Here is a 21509-nt window from a genome sequence, read left to right as displayed (position 1 = left end):
AAACTTTATTGATTACGTTTTGCTTGTTCAGTTTTCAAGGTTCATGTTTTGCTTTGTTTTAGCGTGTCACCCTGGCGACTTGTATAATACTACACCCTTATTTTTAAAAGGTCAACACTTTTTAATAAAAAACTTTATTTTTTTTATTATCAACGGAAAACTTCCTATATTAATAACTATAAAAACTAATCACAAGCTAGTTCAATGTTAGACCATGAACTAGAAAATAATTTTATCATAATTTCCTACAAAAAAATAATAGATCTTTAAAAAAACAAAAAAACTCGGTAGAGAAACCGAGTTTTTAAAATGGGAAAAAGAACGGGATGGCTATCATCATCACAATAAACATAATAATTTGTAACGGTATCCCTATTCTTACAAAATCCATAAATTTATAGCCCCCTGCCGTCATTACCAGTGCATTCGTGGGGGAAGCAATTGGCGTAGCAAACGCCATACTTGCTGCGACTGCGACTGCAATCATAAATGTTGTGGGACTAACCTCAATGGCAATGGCAGCACTCATGGCAATGGGGGCAAACAATACAGCAGTTGCCGTATTACTAATGAATTGACCAAAAATGGCTGTCAAAATGTAAATCCCTATGAGTACACCATATGGTCCGAAACCACCTAAAGCATTAATAATACCATCAGATAAAATGGTCATGCCTCCTGTTTTTTCTAACGCTGTCGCCATTGGTAACATAGCAGCCACTAACACAATACTTTCAAAATTCATATTGCTATAGGCATCTTCCATGTTTCTCAAGCAACCTGTTAAAATCATCAGTACGGCACCAATCATCACAGAGATTACAGCAGGAAAAATTTCAAATGCCATCAAAATAATCATGAATAACATAATAATCCCCGCAATTCCAGCTTTGCCTGTAGCCGCTGCCACACTTGCGTGTTCTTTCGGCTGGCCGACAACCACGACATCCTGTGTTTCTCTTGCTAACAAAAGAATTTCATCCCATGCTCCCTGTACTAATATTGCGTCTCCAAATTTTAATTTGTGAGATACCATATCCTGAAGTTTATAACCACCCTTGCGATTAATACCAATGATATTTAGATTGTATTTTTCTCTGAAACCGAGGGAGCTAACCGTTTCATTGATAAAGCTCGAATTAGGGGTAAGCAATACCTCAGCAATACCCAGATGCTTCGATACTAATTCATCGGCTTCCCCTTCAACTAATCCTTGCATCTCAAGATGATAATCCTCAACAAAACGATGAATATCCTCTATTTCTCCTTGAACATATAACTCATCCTTGGCATGAATGACACTAGTTGGTCCTGCCATTTCTTGATAAGTCATCGGTAATAAATTAATACCCTCCTGAGATTTACGGTGAATTTTCATCATACAGAGCATATACTTAGCTGGTAGTTTTAATTCCGCTAACGATGTTTCAATAATAGGCGACTCCTCAGGAACAGAGATTTTAAATAGACGATTATTTAAATCATATTGTTTAATAATTTTTTTGGGCGAAAGTTTATAGCCTTCATTGCTTTGTGTGCGGTTTTGATCATTTGGTAATAAAATATTTCTTACAAGTACTAAATAAGTAATGCCAGCAATCATCCCCACGATGCCAATAGGAGTCACTTCAAAAAAGCCAAGTTTATTATAGCCTCGATCAACTAATAACTGACTGACAATTAAATTGGTTGGTGACGCAATCAGTGTCATCAAACCTGAAAGACTTGCCACATAGGAGAGCGGTAGTAGAAATTTAGAAGGACTTACTTTCATACTAATCGCTATACTTACAACGATTGGCATCATTAAGGCGACAGTACCTGTATTACTCATAAATGCACCGACCGATCCTACAATAATAAGAAGTAGCACAAATAACTTGAGCTCACTATTGCCTGACCATTTTAGTAAGAGTTGCCCCGCCATGCCTGCTAGGCCAGTTCGTAAAATCCCTGCACCCACGACAAATAACCCTGCAATCATTAAAACTACAGAGTTTGAAAAACCAGCTAATGCCTCCACGGGCGTTAAAATGTCCATAATGACAAATGCTAAAAGTGACACAATTGCTACAAGATCTGCTCGTATTTTATTGGTCACAAATGCGAAAATTGTTGCTCCTAAAATAAGAAATGTTAATGTAAGCTGCACATTCATGAATTCCTTTCTAACATTAATCATTATTAATTATTGACAGCAAAAAAATTGTATACCATTGCTATTTTTATTATAGCTTACGCTGAGCCCTATATGATAAAATTCACCATCTTTTCAAAATTAAAATAAGTGTGGTAGTCATCCACACTTATAATTGTAGCTCCACTATTTTATTTTTGATAAAGATGATGTTCTTTAATATAGTTGTAACAAGCAGTAGGCAAGAGGTATCTTGGTTCTCCCCCCATTGCAAATTCTTCTCGAATATAGGTAGAGCTAATTTCCATCGCTAGCCCTTTATCGATAAGGTGAAATCTTCCATCATCATTATTTCTTAAAATGGGGGAACGACTAATGGTTGATAGCATATCGATGCCATGTCGTGCCATTACAATAAATTTATTCTCCGCTACTAATGCGTCACCCTTTTTCCATAACCCTGCACCAATATCCACTAATAAATCAGCACCCATAATAAAATGTATCTCATCCTCTGGGTTCTTCTCTCGAAAGTATTTCATGGTGTCATATGTGTAAATATTCCAGCCTTCTTGATCCATCTCATAGGAATCTGCAATAAAACGATCGTCCTTAGCAATGGCTAACTGAAGCATATTCCAACGATGTGTATCAGCTGTTTTGATGGTTTTATCTTTGCGTTTATTTGAACAAGGCAAAAAAATAACCTTATCTAACTTACACCGATGTGCGACAGTGCTTGCTGTCCACAGATGGACATTGGTAATAGGATCAAATGATGAACCATAAATGCCTATTCTCGCCATCGTCTCTACCTCCTACAATTTTCTTTTAAATACGTTGTGAGACCTTTTCTTTTATCGCCTGTATGCATGCCATTTTATTGTCCCAACATGCTTGACTTAAATCGACTGGATATTCTTCAGGATTCATTGTTCGCTTATATTCGCACCACAATAAATGTAAGTTTTCCTTTACATATTTTTGTGTTTCTTGAATAGTTGGCTCCTTATAAACAATATTTCCGTTTTCTACGATACTTTCATGTAACTCTTTTGCCGTAAAATTTGTAACAAATTTACTAATATACGTATGAATAGGGTGGAACATTTTCAATCTTTCTTCTTGCTGTATGTTTTCATTATCTAACGCAATATAATCTCCTTCAGCATGACCATTCTCTGCATTAATAATACGGTAAACGCGTTTACGTCCAGGTGTAGTCACTTTCTCAGGATTTGCTGAAATTTTAATGGTATCAACCAGTTCTCCACTTTCGTTTTCTATCGCAACTAATTTATATACTCCACCAAGAGCTGCTTGATCATAGGCTGTAATCAGCTTAGTTCCGATTCCCCAAGCATCAATTTGCGCTCCTTGCGACTTTAAATGCATGATTGTATATTCATCCAAGTCATTCGAAGCCATTATTTTAGCTGCTGTAAATCCTGCTTCATCTAGCATTTTCCTTGCTTGTTTTGAGAGATAGGCTAAATCTCCACTGTCTAAACGGATACCAATAAAATTAATGTGATTCCCTAGCTCCTTCGCTACGCGGATAGCATTAGGAACACCAGAACGTAGTGTGTCATAAGTATCTACTAGAAAAACACAGTCTTTATGTGCTGCTGCGTATTTTTTAAACGCAGTATATTCATCTCGATAGGTTTGAATCATCGCATGGGCATGTGTTCCTGACACAGGAATACCGAATAATTTTCCTGCTCTTACATTGCTTGTTGCAGAGAATCCACCTATATAAGCAGCACGCGTTCCCCAAATAGCAGCATCAAATTCATGTGCACGGCGGGTTCCAAATTCCATTACAACATCCTCACCCGTCACTTGCTTGATACGTGAAGCTTTTGTCGCAATCAGGGTTTGGTAATTAACGATATTTAACAACGGCGTTTCAATTAATTGGGCTTCGGCTAATGGTGCCTCAATTCGCAGGATAGGCTCGTTAGCAAAGACAAGTTCTCCCTCTCTCATCCCTTTAATTGTCCCTGTAAATTTAAGTTCTTTTAGGTATTCAAGAAATTCCTCAGGATACTTCCCCTCTTCTCGTAAATATTGAATATCACTTTGAGAGAAACCAAAGTTATTAATAAACTCAATCACTTTTTTCAATCCAGCGAAAACTCCATAGCCATTGCCAAATGGAAGCTTTCTAAAATATAGTTCGAAAACAGCTTTACGTTGATGAACACCATCTTGCCAATACGTTTGAACCATATTAATTTGGTATAGGTCTGTGTGTAACATGAAACTATCATCTACATATTTCATATTTCCTCCTCCATTCATGTCAAATAATAGTGGCACCTAGAGTATGCTCGAAATGATTTAATGCCCACTCATGTCCAGCTTGATTAAAGGATGCGACAGCATTTTTATGAATGACGATATCGAACCCTTTATTATAAGCATCTACTGCTGTATGAAGAACACAGATATCTGTACAAACGCCGATTAAATGTAGCTCAGTAATTCCTCTTTCACGCAATTTCAATTCTAAATCTGTTCCTGCAAAAGCAGAATAACGCGTTTTATCAATGTAATAGACGTGATCTTGGTCTTTATTTTCTTCATATAATGAGTTTAATGCACCATATAACTCTCTACCTTCTGTATGACGAATATTATGAGGTGGGAATAGCTTAGTTTCTGGATGATAAACATCTCCCTTTTCATGAACATCTACCGCAAATACAGTAAAATCACCACTCTTAATAAACTCCTTTGTTAAATCAACATTTGCATGTTCGAGCAGCTGCCCAGGTTCTCCACAAGTAAGAGCCCCATCCGTCGCAACAAAATCCACTGTATAATCAATATTAATTAATGCACGCTTTTTCATCATTTCATCACTCCTATTTTTTAATTAGTAATTTTTAAATTACAAATTACATTCTTTAAAATAATCAGGAAAGAAAGCTCTTTCCTAATGATAAATGGACTCCACGATTTCAAAATCATTGAATGTATAAAGTTGTGAAGGCCTAAATGAATTTCGTTTCGTTTTCTTTGGTTTACCTTCTTCATCCAATGCTTTTTCGATAAAGGGTAATTTCGGTGCTTTTGTAAAGAATACAGAATCATTAGAGATTCGTGGATCTTCTCCAACTGTTAGAAGTACTCGTTGCAACTCTGACAATGTAAACTCTTGTGGTAAAAAGTTTTTAGCAACAGTTGTCTGTATCATATCCCTTTTAATAAAATGCAACGCATCGGAAATGATTTTTCGGTGATCGAAAGCTAATGGAAGCGTAAATACACTTTCTATATCAAACAGTTCTACATCGTCTGCATCATCATTCGCTTGACGTTGCTCAATATATGTCTCAGGAACAATGGCATAAAATGCATTCGAAATCATCCAACCACGTGGATCTCGATCGATCTCATCATAAACACCAAAATGTTGAACATGTAAACCTTCTACATTTGTCTCTTCTTTTAATTCTCTCTTTGCTGCCATGAAGGCCGTTTCTTTTTGATTGGCATCTACAAAGCCTCCTGGAAGTGCCCATTTCCCTCCTTCAATATTGGGATTACCTTCAGCATCCTTAATAGCACGCTTAATCAACATAATCTTTAGCGTCATGTTTGGCGGTGCCTTATCCTCTGTTTTCTCTGAGGTAATTGTAAAAATGGCAATATCTGCGGTATATCCATCAGGTGTTTGATATTTTGAAGAATCATAATGTGCAAGCACTTCTTCTTCAGTACGGAATTTTGTCATTGTATAACCCCTTCTATAATTCCAAGGTTCTAGTAATTTGTAATTCACTAATTACTATTTATTAAAATTATAATCTTTCTTCAAAGCTTTTGCAACTGATTTATAAAAAAAGCATAAATAAAGCAACTCTGCCTTATTTATGCCCATTCTTATTATTGATCTTTCAGCAGAATTCCGTTTTGTACAACAACTTGCCCATTTTTGATTACTGTATGTGTATGGTTCATACCGTAGAAGTATTGCAGCTGCTTGTAGTTCTCTACATCAAGGATCAGTACATCCGCTTTTTTATGTGCTTCAAGGGAACCAACTTGCTCTCCTCGATTCAGTGCATATGCCGCATTAATTGTTGTTGCCGTTAACACTTCCTCCAATGTCATACCCATATGCATACAAGCTAAATTCATAATAAAAGGTAGACTCATTGTCGGGGATGATCCAGGATTAAAGTCTGTTGATATCGCTACAGGTACTCCCTCGTCAATCATAAGCCGCCCTCTTGCGTAAGGTGCACGTAAAAAGAATGCGGTACCTGGCAGCAATACAGCAATCGTACCCGCTTCAGCCATTTTTCGAATCCCCTCATCAGAAGCAACTAACAAATGCTCTGCCGAAATGGCCCCTACTTCGGCAGCAAGCTCGGCGCCTTGATACGGCTCGATTTCATCCGCATGTATTTTCGGTGTTAAGCCAAGTGCTTTTCCAGCCTCTAAAATGCGTCGGGATTGTTCGGGTGTAAAGACGCCTTTTTCACAAAATACGTCATTAAATTCAGCCAACTCTAGTTCCGCTACTTTTGGCAGCATCTCTTGGACCACAACATCCACAAATTCATCCTCACGCCCCTTATAATCATGAGGAACTGCATGGGCTCCCATAAACGTGCTGATGACATCAATATGATGTGCAGCTTGTAATTCTTTTGCGACTTCTAGCTGTTTCTTTTCCGTTTCCCAGTCCAAGCCATAGCCTGATTTTGCTTCAACTGTTGTTATGCCATGCTTTAAAAATACATCTAAATGCTGCATCGTCTTTTCATATAATTCATCAAAGCTTGTTTCTCGTGTACGCTTTGTTGTAGCATGAATGCCGCCGCCTGCATTCATAATTTCCATATAGGTAGAACCATTTAGTCTCATATTAAACTCATGCTCGCGTGTTCCACCATGCACTAAATGTGTATGACAATCCACTAAGCCAGGCATAACAATCTTACCAGTAGCATCAATCGTTTCTGCTTTCTTAATTATTTCTGGGAAGTCGGCTTTTAGTTGCTCATAAGCTCCTACTGCTACAATACGCTCTTCCTCAATTAGAACACTGCCATTTTCTATTACTGCAATTTCCTGCATTTGTTCTTTTGTACGTGGTCCTTGTGCATTACTTTTCAAGGTAATTACTTCATTTGCATTTTTTATTAGAATGGTCACTTCGCATCACCCTTTAACATTGGTATATGGACACCTTTGTTTTTTGCTGTATTGATAGCAATATCGTAGCCTGCATCAGCATGACGAGCAACACCCATTCCAGGGTCTGAAACTAATACACGTGCAATTTTTTCAGCAGCAAGCTCTGATCCATCTGCTACTAAGACTTGACCTGCATGCTGTGAATAACCCATTCCTACACCACCACCATGGTGTACGCTTACCCAGCTTGCACCACTAGCAGTATTAACAAGAGCATTTAAAATCGGCCAATCCGATACCGCATCCGAACCATCTAGCATCCCTTCTGTTTCACGATTTGGTGATGCTACAGAACCTGAATCTAAGTGATCACGACCAAAGACAATCGGTGCTGATAATTCACCATTTGCAACCATTTCATTTACCTTTAATGCAAAACGATGACGATCACCATAGCCTAACCAGCAAATGCGTGCAGGTAACCCTTGCCATTTCACCATTTTTTGTGCCATATCAATCCAATTGACAAGACCCTCATCTTCAGCGAACATCTCTTTCGCCAGTGCATCTGTTTTATAAATGTCCTCAGGATTTCCTGAAAGCGCTGCCCAACGGAATGGGCCCTTTCCTTCACAGAATAACGGACGAATATACGCTGGTACAAAGCCTGGGAAATCAAAGGCATTTGTCACACCCATTTCTTTGGCATAGGCGCGAATGTTATTCCCATAATCAAATACTTCTGCGCCTGCCTCTTGGAACTCTAGCATTGTACGAACATGCTCTGCCATTGTTTCTTTTGCTTTACGCTCATATGTTTTTACATCCTCTTTGCGAAGTTTTAGCGCTTCTTCAAAGGTCATGCCATTTGGTACATAGCCATTAATCGGATCATGTGCAGATGTTTGGTCTGTCACAAAATCTGGAATAATTCCACGATTCAACAGCTCACGATTAACATCAGCACAGTTACCAACAAGACCAATGGATGCTGGCTCATTTTGGTCACGTAATTTATTAACTAATGCAATCGCTTCATCTACAGTTTCTACAATATAATCACAGTAGCCTTCTTTGATTTTACGTTCAATGCGAGCACGATCCACTTCAACAACTAAGATTACAGCACCTGCCATTTTCCCTGCTAATGGCTGTGCACCACTCATTCCGCCCATACCACCTGTAAGGATGAATTTACCACGTAAATCAGCAGTGCCAAATACCTTTTTGCCTGCTTCTACAAAGGACAGATAAGTGCCTTGTAAAATACCTTGAGCACCAATATAAATCCAGCTCCCAGCAGTCATTTGACCATACATCATTAAATCTCTTTCTTCTAATTCATAAAAGTGATCCCAATTTGCCCATGCTGGTACAAGGTTTGAATTGGCAATCAGCACTCGAGGGGAATGCTCATGTGTACGGAATACGGCTACTGGCTTTCCAGATTGGATTAAAAGAGTCTCATCATTCTCTAATTCTTTCAAAGATGCAATGATTTGTTCATAGCTTTCCCAGTTACGAGCAGCCTTGCCAATACCCCCATAAACAATCAGTTCATCTGGATTCTCCGCCACCTCTGGGTCAAGATTGTTCATTAACATACGCATTGCTGCTTCCTGTGTCCATCCCTTACATGTTAGTTCATTTCCACGTGGTGCACGAATATCTGTCTTAAATACCATTAAAAACACGCTCCTTTTCCTATTAAAAGTAATGTGAGTGTTGCTGTCTGCGACCATAAATAACTGAATATTCAGACTGCAATATATATAAATATTTTCAAAGCAGAGGCTACTCGGTGGATAACCGAGCCATGCCTTTGCTTTTTCATATCAAAATTCAATCCATTTTACACATACTCATTTACTAAATCATTACTTGATAGTAAATATTTCGCCAATGCTTCAATTTCATCGCCAATTGGTTGATCGGCTAGTAATGGTGGACAAAATTCACGCACTTTCTTTAAGAATTTACTTGTAGTAGGAGACAATTGCTCTTCTGCCTTGTCTAAATGAATGGCCTGTGATGCACAAATTAATTCGATTGCTAGAACGCGAGCAGCGTTGTGAACAATTTGACGTACTTGACGTGCCGAAGTTGTTCCCATACTTACATGATCCTCTTGGTTACCTGATGTAGGAATAGAATCCACACTAGAAGGATGTGCTAAAACTTTATTTTCTGAGACAATAGAGGCTGCTGTATATTGAGCAATCATAAGTCCACATTCAATCCCAGGGTTTGTTGCTAGGAATGGTGGTAGCCCTTCATTAAGTTGAGGGTTTACCATACGCTCTGTACGGCGTTCTGAAATATTGGCCCATTCACATACACCTATTTTCAAAAAGTCCATTGCTAAGGCTATTGGCTGTCCATGGAAATGCCCACCCGATAATACCTCCCCGCTTTCTAAAACGATTGGATTATCAGTTGTTGCATTCATTTCAGTTTGAACACGATCCTGTGCATAGAAAAATGACTGCCAAGAAGCTCCATGTACTTGCGGTATACAACGTAATGAATAAGCATCCTGCATGCGAATTTCACCCTGCTTTGTCACACGTTTACTACCATCGAGCCACTTACGAATACGCCCTCCCACAAGTTCTAACTCTGGATGTGGTCTTACTGCTAAAAGTGCTGGATCAAATGCTGAGGTAATACCCTTTAAAGCTTCCAGTGTTAAGCTAGCAGCCATATCCGCTGCAAGACCAATTCGTTCAGCTTCATTGACCGTTAATACACCTATACCCGTCATAGCTTGTGTACCGTTAACTAATGCTAGCCCCTCTTTAGCTTGAAGTCTAACAGGGGTTAATCCAGCTTGCTTTAGCGCCTCACTACCACTCATGATTTCTCCGTTAAACTCAGCCTTTCCTTCTCCCACTAACACTAATGCCAAATGTGATAAAGGCGCTAAATCACCACTTGCTCCAACCGAACCTTGTGACGGAACAATTGGGTGAACACCTTTATTAATAAAATTCAATAGTAGTTGGACAGTTTCCTCACGAATGCCAGAAAATCCTCTGGCTAAAGCATTGGCACGTAACACCATCATTGCACGTACAACATCTGTTGGGAATGGTTCACCAACACCTGTTGCATCTGACCGTAATAAATTTAACTGCAATAGCTCAATGTCTTCTTCTTCAATTTTTATATTGCTGAGTTTACCAAACCCTGTATTCACACCATAAATTGTTTGTCCTTCAGCTAAACGCTTTTCGATACGCTCTCTACTTAAACGAATACGTTCTAAACTCTCTGTAGCAAGTGCAACTGTTGCTTGCCCCTTCACGATTTCCTCAATTTGTTGTCTTGTTAATGTATTGCCATCAAGCTCGATGATTGACTTCACATGACATCCCCCTATTCCCTATATGGCTATGTAAATAAATTCTCTTCATTCAAATTTTCGTAATATAAAAACATCAGTATCAAACTTATTAAGCGTTTTCATAACAAACGTTGGCTTCTGCTGATGATCAATTACTCTATTTACATTGTACTAACTACCTTTTTCAGAATATAGAGAATTTTAATAGAGAAAACAAGACTTTTTTCAGATTACTATGTTATTTTTATTAATATAATCGTACTTTTATATGAAACTAGAATATTTTAAGAAAGGCTGATGGTATGAGGCTGTTATTAATTGATCGCGATCCAACCGACCTAGCAGGAATAAAATGGTTTTTACATACATATTTCCCAGGGGATGTTTTTATTGAAATGTGTACAAGTATTTCAGAGGTGTCTCAAAGCATTCGACAATTTGAACCAGACGCCATACTGTTAAATATCGATTTATTTCCCAATAATCGCTTAGCTGCTCTTCATCGCGATTTACAAAAGCTTTCCGGCGCCATTTTAGCAATGACAACAGAACCATTATTTAAAAATGCACTGAAGGCTATTGATTTACAGGTAGCACATCTTTTTGTGAAGCCTATTGATTTAGAGCTATTAAAGAAAAAACTCACAGCCATTTCTCTTCGCACACCACAGGTTACAGAAGATGCGCAGGAGGCTACAAATGATTCCTTTTATAATCAATTATTTTTAGATAATAAATCTAGTTCAATTGAGACAACGATACATTTCACAATGATTGAACCCGAGCATACAGAAACCTTCAATAAGCTTTACAATTGGCTTCAACAAACACCGATTCACTTCCATATGAAAACATATCCTCTATCTAATAGCATCGTATGTCTTTTTCAAACAAATGATATAAGGATTGTAGAAAAAGATGTACGTACACTTATGAAGGAATGGCGTGTGATTAGTAATAGTTCTTTAAATATTGGGATATATGATGGGACACCTACAACCATTAAAAATATGTATACATTAACAAAGCGTGCACTACATCAAAGTTTTTACGAAGGCTTTGGCCATATTTTTTATGCGAGCAAACAATATGAGACTCAGCCCTTTGACCCCTTACTAACACCAGAAGAACAACAATTACTAATAAGTAGTTTGGAAGATGGAAACCTAGAGGCCGTTAAAACATTTTTATATCGGCTTTCTAATGAAGGCATATATTATGAGCAAGATGATTTACGCATTCATCTGACGAGTGTCTTAGCACAAATTAGACGCTTTATGCTGAAATATAAATTACATGAAAAAGCGGTTATCGAACAAAACTACCGTCAGCTATTTCACTTAATTATTGAGCATCCTATATTTTATACGATTCTCAATGGGATTATTTCTTTCACGCAGACATTAATTGAGTTAGCAAGGGAAGCTCGAATAGAGAAACGAGCTGACTATGTTGAACTAGCTATAGAAGTAATTGATCAACAATTTAAAGATAGCGCACTGTCTCTTCCCTTTGTCGCTCATAAGCTTGGAATAAGCCCCAATTATTTAAGTACGATTTTCTCAAAAAAACAAGGCTTGCCATTTAAGCGCTATTTACAGCAAGTAAGAATTCATCACGCCACAAAAATGCTGCTAGAAACAGATTTTGCTATTAGTGAAATCGCTCATTTAAACGGTTTTGATGACCCAAATTATTTCATAAAATTATTTAAGCAACAAATTGGTATTACGCCTAACCGATATAGAAAAAATTAAAAGATTGATTAAAATAATTTTCAATTAGTTCATTTTATTTTCAATAAAGATTTTTATCATACTGTCATTATCTTGATCTTAATGTGACAATTATCTATAAAATTGAGATTAAATAAAATAAATTAAAGCTAAAAACTATGTATAATTCGCATGTCTAGCGCATATATTTATAGTTTGTACTTAAATATAAAAATTCTTTAACGATAATTATTATAATGTACTAGCAATTCTATTTTATATTTGTTATAGTTATAGACGAAGAGTTTGACTCACATTTTTTTCAGGAGGTAAACTAATATGACAAACGCAAATGATCGTAGCCGTCGATTTACAACAGCAGGTGGTGCTCCAGTAGTAAGTAACCATGACTCTATGTCAGCAGGTCCACGTGGCCCTCTTTTACTTCAAGATGTATGGTTAGTTGAAAAATTAGCAAATTTCAATCGTGAAGTAATTCCAGAACGTCGTATGCACGCAAAAGGCTCTGGTGCATTTGGTACTTTTACTGTAACGCATGATATTTCACAATATACAAAAGCGAAAATCTTCTCAGAGATCGGCAAGAAAACTGAAATGTTCGCACGTTTCTCTACAGTAGCTGGTGAGCGTGGTGCAGCAGATGCAGAGCGAGATATTCGTGGCTTTGCCCTTAAATTCTATACAGAAGATGGAAACTGGGATTTAGTAGGGAACAATACACCTGTATTCTTCTTCCGCGACCCATTACACTTTACAGATTTAAACCACGTGGTAAAACGTGACCCACGTACAAATATGAAAAATGCCAACTCTAACTGGGATTTCTGGACTTCATTACCTGAAGCACTTCATCAAGTGACAATTGTTATGTCTGACCGTGGTATTCCAGCTGGTTACCGCAATATGCACGGATTTGGTTCTCATACGTATAGCTTTATCAATGCTAATAATGAGCGTGTGTGGGTTAAATTCCACTTCCGTACAGAGCAAGGCATTAAGAACCTAACTGGTGCTGAGGCTAATGAGATTATTGGTCAAGACCGTGAATCTTCACAACGTGATTTATATGAAGCCATTGAAAAAGGCGATTTCCCTAAATGGAAAATGTACATTCAGGTAATGACAGAGGAGCAAGCGCGTGAGCTACCATACAACCCATTTGATTTAACAAAGGTATGGTATAAAAAAGACTTCCCATTAATTCCTGTAGGTGAGTTCGAGTTAAACAAAAACCCGGACAACTACTTTGCAGAAGTTGAACAAGCTGCATTTGCACCATCTAACATTGTTCCTGGCATCAGCTTCTCACCAGATAAAATGCTACAAGGTCGTATCTTTGCATATGCGGATGCACAACGCTATCGTCTTGGTGTAAACCACTATATGCTTCCTGTCAACGCACCAAAATGTCCATTCCGTACTTTCCACCGCGATGGAGCAATGCGCTTTGATGGCAATCTTGGTTCGACATTAAGCTATGAACCAAATAGCTATGGCGAGTGGGAGCATAATTTAGATCATAAAGAGCCTGAATTACGCATTGATGGTCATGCAGGTATTCATGATTTCCGTGAAGACGATAATAATTACTTTGAGCAACCAGGTAAACTATTCCGTCTATTGACTGCGGAAGAGCAACAACGCTTATTTGAAAATACAGCGAATGATATGGCTTCTGTTGAAGAATTTATCAAACGCCGTCACATCCTTCACTGCTATCTAGCCGACCCAGCATATGGTGAAGGTGTAGCAAAAGCGATGGGTCTTTCATTAGAAGGTATGGACCTTACAAACCCATATGTAAAACAACCAACAAACGTTTAATATCCACTTAATTATTGATATCCAAATCCAACTTATACTCCATGTGAATCCACTATTCACATGGAGTTTTTTGATAAAGAAAAGGCCTATGTCTATATTTTGACATAAGCCTTTTCTTTCATTATTGGTAAATTTGGCTGCCTGCTTTTTTAAACTCCTCAGCCTTTTCCTTCATACCTTGATGGATCGCTTCAGTCGTATTTAAATCCTTATCTTTAGCATAATTACGAATATCCTGTGAAATTCTCATACTACAGAATTTAGGCCCACACATAGAACAAAAGTGTGCTGTTTTTGCTCCCTCCGCTGGGAGTGTCTCATCATGATATTCCACTGCACGCTCGGGATCTAGTGACAAATTGAATTGATCACGCCAACGGAACTCAAAGCGCGCTTTAGACAGTGCATCGTCTCGTTGTTGTGCACCTGGATGGCCTTTTGCTAAATCAGCAGCATGTGCAGCAATTTTATAAGTGATAACCCCCACACGAACGTCCTCACGATTCGGTAAACCAAGATGCTCTTTCGGTGTCACATAACAAAGCATCGCTGTACCAAACCATCCGATCATCGCTGCTCCAATGGCTGAGGTAATGTGGTCATAACCTGGAGCAATATCTGTTGTGAGTGGTCCCAATGTATAGAAGGGCGCTTCCTTACAAACCTCTAATTGTTTGTCCATATTTTCTTTAATCAGATGCATTGGTACATGACCCGGCCCTTCAACCATCACCTGAACATCATGCTTCCAAGCAATTTGCGTTAGCTCACCTAATGTTTCAAGCTCTGCAAATTGTGCCTCATCATTGGCATCTGCAATTGAGCCTGGGCGTAAACCATCACCTAAGGAAAAAGCAACATCATAGGCTTTCATAATTTCACAGATTTCCTCAAAGTGTGTATACAGGAAATTCTCTTGATGATGATATAAACACCACTGTGCCATGATAGAGCCCCCACGAGATACAATGCCTGTTACACGATTTGCTGTAAGTGGTACATAGCGTAAAAGGACGCCTGCATGAATGGTGAAGTAATCCACACCCTGCTCAGCTTGTTCAATGAGGGTATCACGATAAACCTCCCACGTTAAATCCTCTGCTACACCATTTACCTTTTCTAAAGCCTGATAAATTGGCACTGTTCCCACTGGCACTGCAGCATTTCGAATAATCCATTCTCTTGTTGTATGAATATGTTTACCAGTCGATAAATCCATAATATTATCTGCACCCCATCGTGTTGCCCAGGTCATTTTCTCAACTTCTTCCGCAATGGAAGAAGTTACAGCAGAATTCCCAATATTAGCATTGATCTTCACATGGAAATTACGTCCAATAATCATCGGCTCTGCCTCAGGGTGATTAATATTAGAAGGCATTATAGCACGCCCCGCTGCAATTTCTGAACGGACAAATTCAGGTTCCACATTTTCGCGAATCGCTACAAACTCCATTTCAGGCGTTATAATCCCATTTCGTGCATAATGAAGCTGTGTCACATTTTTACCCTTTTTAGCACGTAAAGGCTTTCTTGCTAATCCAGGAAAGATATTTTCATGATTACGTGGGTCATCTGCACGACGAAAGCCATTATCCTCTGGTTTAACGGCGCGTCCCTCATATACTTCTACATCCCCTCGCTCTTGAATCCATGTATTTCGTAAGGCAGGTAAACCTTTCGTAATATCTACTTGGTAGGCTGGATCTGTATAGGGTCCACTCGTATCATATACTCGAATAGGAGGATTTTCTTCATTTCCAAAACTGCCTGTTGTCGGACTTAATGCAATTTCTCGCATAGGTACTAGAATATCTGGGCGTGATCCCTCCACATATACTTTTTTGCTTCCCTCAAAGCTGGACATAATGGTCATATTCTTTTCACTAATTGCTGACATGAGCTACTTCTCTCCCTTAAATTTATTTTGATATAAGGACCGATTCTAGCTCACCCCAACAATCTAAAAAATAAAGGCCGAATCCAAAATAATTATTTGGATCCGGCCACGAATGTAAAGGTCTATTGATTGCATACTCTGCAATAGCTTCTTAACTTTCCCACGCTGGTATGAGCCAGATCAGGTCCAAAGGGTCAAGAAACTTCGTAGCGTTTCCCTCTCAGCCTGACTCATCAGACTCCCCTAGTTAATACTATTTAGTTTGATGCTAGTGTAGCAGATAATACTAAGAGATGGAAGTTATTTTTTATCTTACTAGGTAAATAATACTTCCGCAAAATATATCACAATGGTTACAGTTATACAGCTTACAATTGTTGAAAATAAAACTGCTTGCGCTGCTGTTGCAGATTCTACATCATATTCTAATGCTAGACTAGAACTATTACGAGATGTTGGAAAGGCACTAGCTATAAACAGTGATTGTGCGACGACTCCATCTAATCCCAATACATAAATAATGGCTAATGCAACTGATGGTCCAATAATTAATCGCGTAAAACAACTGATAAAGACAGTTTTATTAAACATTGATTTCATCTCTAGTTGTGATAATTGCGCACCTAATGTAATTAATGCCACAGCAATAAATCCATCTGCCACATGTTCTACAGGTATTTTGATAAATTGTGGTATACCGATATCAAAATAGTTCATAGCGACACCTATAATCAGCGCATGAATAATGGGCATTTTAAAGAAATCCTTAATGATTGTCATACCCGATTTTGTAGAAGAAATTAAATTGTATAAACCATATGTATACGTAGTCATATTTTGAAAGATTACGAGCATGACCTGAATGGCTACTCCAATAGGTTGCGTGGCAAAAATCATTTGAGCCACCGGAATACCATAATTACCTGAGTTAATAAGCACCACACTATTTTTAAAGACAGCTGCCTCTGTTCTAGCTAAACCGAGCCCTTTCGCCATAAAATGACTGAGTATCATTTGACTACCGATAAAGAGTACAATAAATAATCCGACCTCTCCCAGTACAGATAACTCTACATGCGTTTCATATAAATTTACAAAAACAGCTGCTGGCATAAAGCAATATGTAATAAGCTGAGATAATGCTTTTAAATTAAAGCGAAATTTCTTTTGTAGTATAGCGCCTATTACAAGTAACACTAAAATAGGTACAACAATTTGAAAGAAAATCATTCCGAGATACATCATATCAATGTCCCCCTTCCAGTGTTAATAGTAGTGCCGAATTCCTTCTAGGTCAATTTCTCTGACTTTCACAATAAAAGAAGACTGCCTCTATAACGAAGGCAGCCTTTCCCTTTAAGCAAGCTTAAATCGATTTACAACCTCTTGTAGCTCGTTTGAAATATCGTTCATATTTTGAATAGACTCTGCTACTTTTTGTAATTCTGCTTGTTGATCCATTGCGGAAGCACTTACTTGTTCCGCAGAGGCTGCTGTTTGCTCTGAAATAGCCGAAATGCTTTGGATAGCCATGATTGCCTGATTTTTATGCTCTAACATACTAGATAATTTATTCATTAATTCACTAATAGAATTGGCAATTGAACCTGACAAGTCACTGCTATCTTTAAATGCTAGTTGCGTGCTTTGTACTGACTCATTTTGTGATTGCATTAAATCTGCATTAGATGCAATAACAGCAACCGTTTGCTGAGAATTTTCAAGAATGCTTTCTACCGTACTCTTAATAATTTCTGTTTCATTCTTAGATTGTTCTGCTAGCTTTCTAACTTCCTCTGCTACTACAGCAAATCCTTTACCATGTTCACCAGCACGTGCTGCCTCAATACTTGCATTTAAAGCTAGCAGATTAGTCTGCTCGGTAATGCTTTGGATCGAAGCAATGATCTGATTAATATTGGCAATATTAGAAGCTAATGATTCTATTTGCTGCTGGATACGCCCATTCATCTCATTTGTCTCCATATTACGCACTCTTAAACTTTCAACCTCATGCAATCCTTTTTCCGTTGTTACACCTGTTTTATGAGATAGCTCATCCATTTCATTGGAAAGGGACGTAATGGCATCAATCTGATCAGATAAATCCATCATCCGATAATTTGTTTCTTCTGTATCCTCTGATTGCTTCGAAGCTCCCTGTGCAATTTCGTTGATAGCTACCGAAACCTCCTGACTAGAAGCAACTACCTCATTAAATGCCTCATTTACCTGATTAGAAGATTGGTTCAATAACCTCGTAGAATTTAGAACGGTTTGAATTGCACTATTGGTTTTATCCAACATATTATTATAGGCCACAGCCACTGCTCCAATTTCATCAGGCTTAATATATTTCTCCTCTACCTTTTGTGTTAAATCCCCTTCGGCTGCCGTTTCAATCGATGCACGTAAAAATTTAAGTGGCTTTAACTGTTTATAGATGAATAACACACTTGCAACTGTCATCAAAATGACCATAATAATAGAAGCAATAATCGTAAATACAAATACATGATTATATGTCTCTAGGATCTTTGATTCAGCTAACACGACTTGAACAGTCCAAGTTTCGTCAATGCCCTCTAAAATCATTGGAGCAAAAACATTATATGCCTTTTCCTTCAGCTGATTAGAATCAGCGTACATACTTGTTAGTTCACCATTTTCCATTGTCTTACTAATACTTGTCCAAGTAGGATCCTCTTGCATATTGCGCCCAACAAGCTCTTCACCAAAACTGTTAGCTGTTAGCACACCTTTATTCGTAATAATTGCTGCGTAACCGCCTGCTGGGGCGTTCGATTTTGTTAAATCATTTAAAAAGTCTATTGATACATCCGCTGTCAATACACCGAAAAATGCTCCAGAAGCATTGATTAATGGCACCGAAATCGTTGTCATTAATACAGATTGCCCATTTACATTATAATCATAGGGCTCCGTCAAAACTGCACGTCTGTCTTCTTTTGGTACCCAATACCACTCAGAAACACTCTTATCATCAATACCTTCGATTTGAGCAGTCGTGATATCATTTCCGTTCTTACTTAAATAAGGTATAAAACGCTTGTTAGTATCTATTAAAGCAGCCTCAGTTGGTTCAAGAATAATAGAATTCTGCTCAAAGATTGCTCCTACCCCAAGAATGTCATTATTGTTAGCTAAATTATTTTCCATTATGTCTATAACACCTTTGGTAGACAACGTATTATTCTTCTCCATGCTTTCTATGATACGCTTTGTTGTTTGTAATGTCGTATTGGCTTTCTTAAAGCGTTCACTCATAATAGCTGCAGAGGATTCAGCTGTTTGCAATGTTCCATGCTCTGCGTCTTCAACACTTTGCTTTTTTATAATAATCCCCGTTATGACAGTATAGGATAAAAATAAAATGAGAAATAATCCTATTATAAGGGAAGAAAGTTTTAAGGCAATTCCTCTTGATTTTTTCATTACTAACACCCCCACTTTTATACTAATAATAATGGATGGATGATTGTATCACAATAAATTATTTAGCAAATAAAGTAGAAAACTTACAAAATTATAGAGAAAAATACCGATACATTGCCAATCATCATTTTTCAATACAAAGGACTAATGACTTATTTGAATTGAGATTCATAGTAAAACATTCTCTTCGAATTCTAAATTATAGAAGAATATGATATATTAACTATTAAATAGAATGATTGGAGTGACTCACATGAAAAATAAAGCGCTATCAACATTAATGGCCACGGCTATTACAGCGACACTAGTATTACCAATGTCTACTGCGAATGCCGCATCATCTCAAATTCAATCAAATTTATATGAGACACAGGTAGCAGCAGCAAAAAAGGTGATTGGTGAATCCGTAACGATCAAAAACATAACAAAAGATACTGTGATAACATCTAATGGTACATTTAGAGTTCAATCGGCATTAAAGCCCCTATTTGATACTTCAAATAAAACTGCATTAACAAATGCCCGGGCTACCATTGTAGTGAAAAATGGTCAAATTACGGACGTTACCTCATTAATATTAAACAAAGCAGGTACAAGCAAAAAATCTGTCTATTTTGATGGAGGTGATGCACAAATCTCTGGAGATCTTACTGTAAATGCAGACTATCTAAAGATTCAAGATGTTAGTGTGGATGGTCAGCTTTTCATTACAAACAGAGTAAAAAAAGCCCTTACACTTGATGATGTAGTAGTAGATGAAACAATTACATTAAAACCAATTGTAACGAAAAATGTAAGTTGGCTATACGTTACTTTAATCGATATGAAATCATCAAACATCAATTTGGAACGTACTAAAGTCAATATATCTTCTGACCAAACTCTTTCCAAAGTAGATGTAGTAGGTAAAGTTACATCTTTTGAAGCTATGTCTAATATAGAAAAGCTTACAATTGATGTTGCGAAAGATTTCAATCTTTATGGTGAGGGTAAAATAGAGCAAATCGTTGTAAAGGGCGGTACTAAAGTAGCTTTAGATTCAGGACATCTGGTAAACAATGTACAAGTAGACAATAAAAATGTCTCCGTGACACTACCTGTTATTGATAAAAAGGAACTTAATACACTTATCGCATCCCCACCATATGTACAAGTATCTGTAAACGGCTATGATATTTTAAATACGGACAAATGGACGACACAAGCAGACCGCACAGTGTTTGATTCTGCTGTAGCAAGTGCGAAGGCTGTAGCAAATAATTCAAATGCCTCACAAGAACAGGTGAAAAATGCCATCAATCAGTACAAAAATGCACTAGCAGTCTACCAAGCTGCTCAAAAGAGTGGTACAAAATATGGTTATGGCGATAAAGCTTCACTACAGTCTTTAATTAATTCTGTTCAATATGTTACGGTTTCTTGGGACGGATCAAATGTACCTTATAATTCGCCTTGGACTACTCAGACGGAAAGAAACGCAATCGAAGCTGCTGTTTCGTCTGCACAGTTAATTGTCAATAATTATTATGCGACTCAAACCGATATTGCCAACGCGATCAATAATTTAAACAATGCTATACGAACTTATAAAAATGCTTATAAGTATGGCACAAATGGTGGTTATAATGTCGAAAAATCTTATTTAGAGTCCCTTATCACTTCAGCCTATAATGACCTTGTTTCAATATCGTACAATGGAGATGGCAGTGATGTACCTTATTACTCAAAATGGACTTCCCAAAATGATTGGATCTATCTAAATAACTATATTGAACAAGCTAAATCTATTGTAAACAATTATTACGCAACTCAGCTTGAAGTCGTAAGTGCTTATAATAATTTAAACAGCGCATTGAGCTATTACAACTCTGCTAAACGTGATGGTTTATTACACTAAAAGAAGGACTCTGCTTTATGCAGAGTCCTTAAAAATTTTGACTAATTAAAGGCATC

Annotated in this window: 14 protein-coding genes and 1 riboswitch; of the genes, 3 read left to right on the top strand and 11 right to left on the bottom strand. The window is 37.7% G+C overall.

The features are described 5' to 3' along the window. Nucleotides 1–304: 304 nt before the first annotated feature. The 8 genes from CD31_RS04265 to hutH all read right to left on the bottom strand — a co-directional run bounded on the left by CD31_RS04265 (nt 305) and on the right by hutH (nt 10652). Nucleotides 305–2158 (bottom strand): SLC13 family permease, encoded by a 1854-nt coding sequence (locus tag CD31_RS04265; protein ID WP_036075983.1) that lies wholly within the window; start codon nt 2156–2158, stop codon nt 305–307. 170 nt (nt 2159–2328) lie between these two features. Further along, entirely contained in the window at nt 2329–2943 is a 615-nt protein-coding gene (gene nadD, locus CD31_RS04260; RefSeq protein ID WP_036075981.1) for a nicotinate-nucleotide adenylyltransferase, read from the bottom strand. 25 nt (nt 2944–2968) lie between these two features. Continuing rightward, on the bottom strand, nt 2969–4426 hold the full coding sequence (locus CD31_RS04255; protein ID WP_036075980.1) for a nicotinate phosphoribosyltransferase: 1458 nt from the start codon (nt 4424–4426) through the stop codon (nt 2969–2971). A 19-nt stretch (nt 4427–4445) separates the two neighbouring features. Beyond that, complete coding sequence (locus tag CD31_RS04250; protein WP_036075978.1) at nt 4446–5000, bottom strand: cysteine hydrolase family protein; 555 nt, start codon at nt 4998–5000, stop codon at nt 4446–4448. An 81-nt stretch (nt 5001–5081) separates the two neighbouring features. Beyond that, nucleotides 5082–5882: an NUDIX domain-containing protein gene (locus CD31_RS04245; protein WP_036075977.1), complete on the bottom strand. Its 801-nt coding sequence runs from the start codon at nt 5880–5882 to the stop codon at nt 5082–5084. Between the two features lie 152 nt (nt 5883–6034). Further along, nucleotides 6035–7312, bottom strand: a complete 1278-nt coding sequence (gene hutI / locus CD31_RS04240) for an imidazolonepropionase (RefSeq protein WP_036075975.1) — start codon at nt 7310–7312, stop codon at nt 6035–6037. Then, nucleotides 7309–8979, bottom strand: coding sequence for a urocanate hydratase (gene hutU, locus CD31_RS04235; protein WP_036075973.1), 1671 nt, complete (start codon nt 8977–8979; stop codon nt 7309–7311). The genes hutI and hutU overlap by 4 nt, the downstream gene beginning before the upstream one ends. Before the next feature lie 167 nt (nt 8980–9146). Beyond that, entirely contained in the window at nt 9147–10652 is a 1506-nt protein-coding gene (hutH, locus tag CD31_RS04230; RefSeq protein WP_176408527.1) for a histidine ammonia-lyase, read from the bottom strand. A 290-nt stretch (nt 10653–10942) separates the two neighbouring features. On the opposite strand from hutH, the gene CD31_RS04225 reads away from it, so the two are divergent. Next, nucleotides 10943–12397: a helix-turn-helix domain-containing protein gene (locus tag CD31_RS04225; protein ID WP_036075971.1), complete on the top strand. Its 1455-nt coding sequence runs from the start codon at nt 10943–10945 to the stop codon at nt 12395–12397. Nucleotides 12398–12694: 297 nt separating this feature from the next. After that, nucleotides 12695–14200, top strand: a complete 1506-nt coding sequence (locus CD31_RS04220; RefSeq protein ID WP_016993654.1) for a catalase — start codon at nt 12695–12697, stop codon at nt 14198–14200. Between the two features lie 121 nt (nt 14201–14321). Here the strand turns inward: CD31_RS04220 and thiC are convergent, their stop codons facing one another. The 3 genes from thiC to CD31_RS04205 form a co-directional block, all read right to left on the bottom strand. Next, a complete protein-coding gene (gene thiC / locus CD31_RS04215; protein ID WP_036075969.1) occupies nt 14322–16100 on the bottom strand; it encodes a phosphomethylpyrimidine synthase ThiC in 1779 nt (592 codons plus the stop codon). Between the two features lie 140 nt (nt 16101–16240). After that, a riboswitch (TPP riboswitch) is annotated at nt 16241–16355 on the bottom strand. A gap of 60 nt (nt 16356–16415) precedes the next feature. Beyond that, nucleotides 16416–17345: an AEC family transporter gene (locus CD31_RS04210; RefSeq protein WP_036075967.1), complete on the bottom strand. Its 930-nt coding sequence runs from the start codon at nt 17343–17345 to the stop codon at nt 16416–16418. 111 nt (nt 17346–17456) lie between these two features. Further along, entirely contained in the window at nt 17457–19556 is a 2100-nt protein-coding gene (locus CD31_RS04205; protein WP_036075966.1) for a methyl-accepting chemotaxis protein, read from the bottom strand. A gap of 253 nt (nt 19557–19809) precedes the next feature. Between CD31_RS04205 and CD31_RS04200 the strand changes: the two genes are divergently transcribed. Then, nucleotides 19810–21453, top strand: coding sequence for a hypothetical protein (locus CD31_RS04200; RefSeq protein ID WP_036075963.1), 1644 nt, complete (start codon nt 19810–19812; stop codon nt 21451–21453). Nucleotides 21454–21509 lie beyond the last annotated feature (56 nt).

It is taken from the genome of Lysinibacillus boronitolerans JCM 21713 = 10a = NBRC 103108, from assembly GCF_000772935.1.
Taxonomy (GTDB): domain Bacteria; phylum Bacillota; class Bacilli; order Bacillales_A; family Planococcaceae; genus Lysinibacillus; species Lysinibacillus boronitolerans.
Note: the sequence above shows the minus strand (reverse complement) of the source record. Positions and strands in the feature narration are given on the sequence as shown.

Excerpts from the sequence above, each read along its gene's own strand:
- hutU (WP_036075973.1), bottom strand. The coding sequence starts at position 8,979 with ATGGTATTTAAGACAGATATTCGTGCACCACGTGGAAATGAACTAACA.
- CD31_RS04210 (WP_036075967.1), bottom strand. The coding sequence starts at position 17,345 with ATGATGTATCTCGGAATGATTTTCTTTCAAATTGTTGTACCTATTTTA.
- CD31_RS04265 (WP_036075983.1), bottom strand. The coding sequence starts at position 2,158 with ATGAATGTGCAGCTTACATTAACATTTCTTATTTTAGGAGCAACAATT.
- CD31_RS04200 (WP_036075963.1), top strand. The coding sequence starts at position 19,810 with ATGAAAAATAAAGCGCTATCAACATTAATGGCCACGGCTATTACAGCG.
- CD31_RS04245 (WP_036075977.1), bottom strand. The coding sequence starts at position 5,882 with ATGACAAAATTCCGTACTGAAGAAGAAGTGCTTGCACATTATGATTCT.
- CD31_RS04205 (WP_036075966.1), bottom strand. The coding sequence starts at position 19,556 with ATGAAAAAATCAAGAGGAATTGCCTTAAAACTTTCTTCCCTTATAATA.
- nadD (WP_036075981.1), bottom strand. The coding sequence starts at position 2,943 with ATGGCGAGAATAGGCATTTATGGTTCATCATTTGATCCTATTACCAAT.
- CD31_RS04220 (WP_016993654.1), top strand. The coding sequence starts at position 12,695 with ATGACAAACGCAAATGATCGTAGCCGTCGATTTACAACAGCAGGTGGT.
- CD31_RS04255 (WP_036075980.1), bottom strand. The coding sequence starts at position 4,426 with ATGAAATATGTAGATGATAGTTTCATGTTACACACAGACCTATACCAA.
- CD31_RS04250 (WP_036075978.1), bottom strand. The coding sequence starts at position 5,000 with ATGATGAAAAAGCGTGCATTAATTAATATTGATTATACAGTGGATTTT.
- CD31_RS04225 (WP_036075971.1), top strand. The coding sequence starts at position 10,943 with ATGAGGCTGTTATTAATTGATCGCGATCCAACCGACCTAGCAGGAATA.
- thiC (WP_036075969.1), bottom strand. The coding sequence starts at position 16,100 with ATGTCAGCAATTAGTGAAAAGAATATGACCATTATGTCCAGCTTTGAG.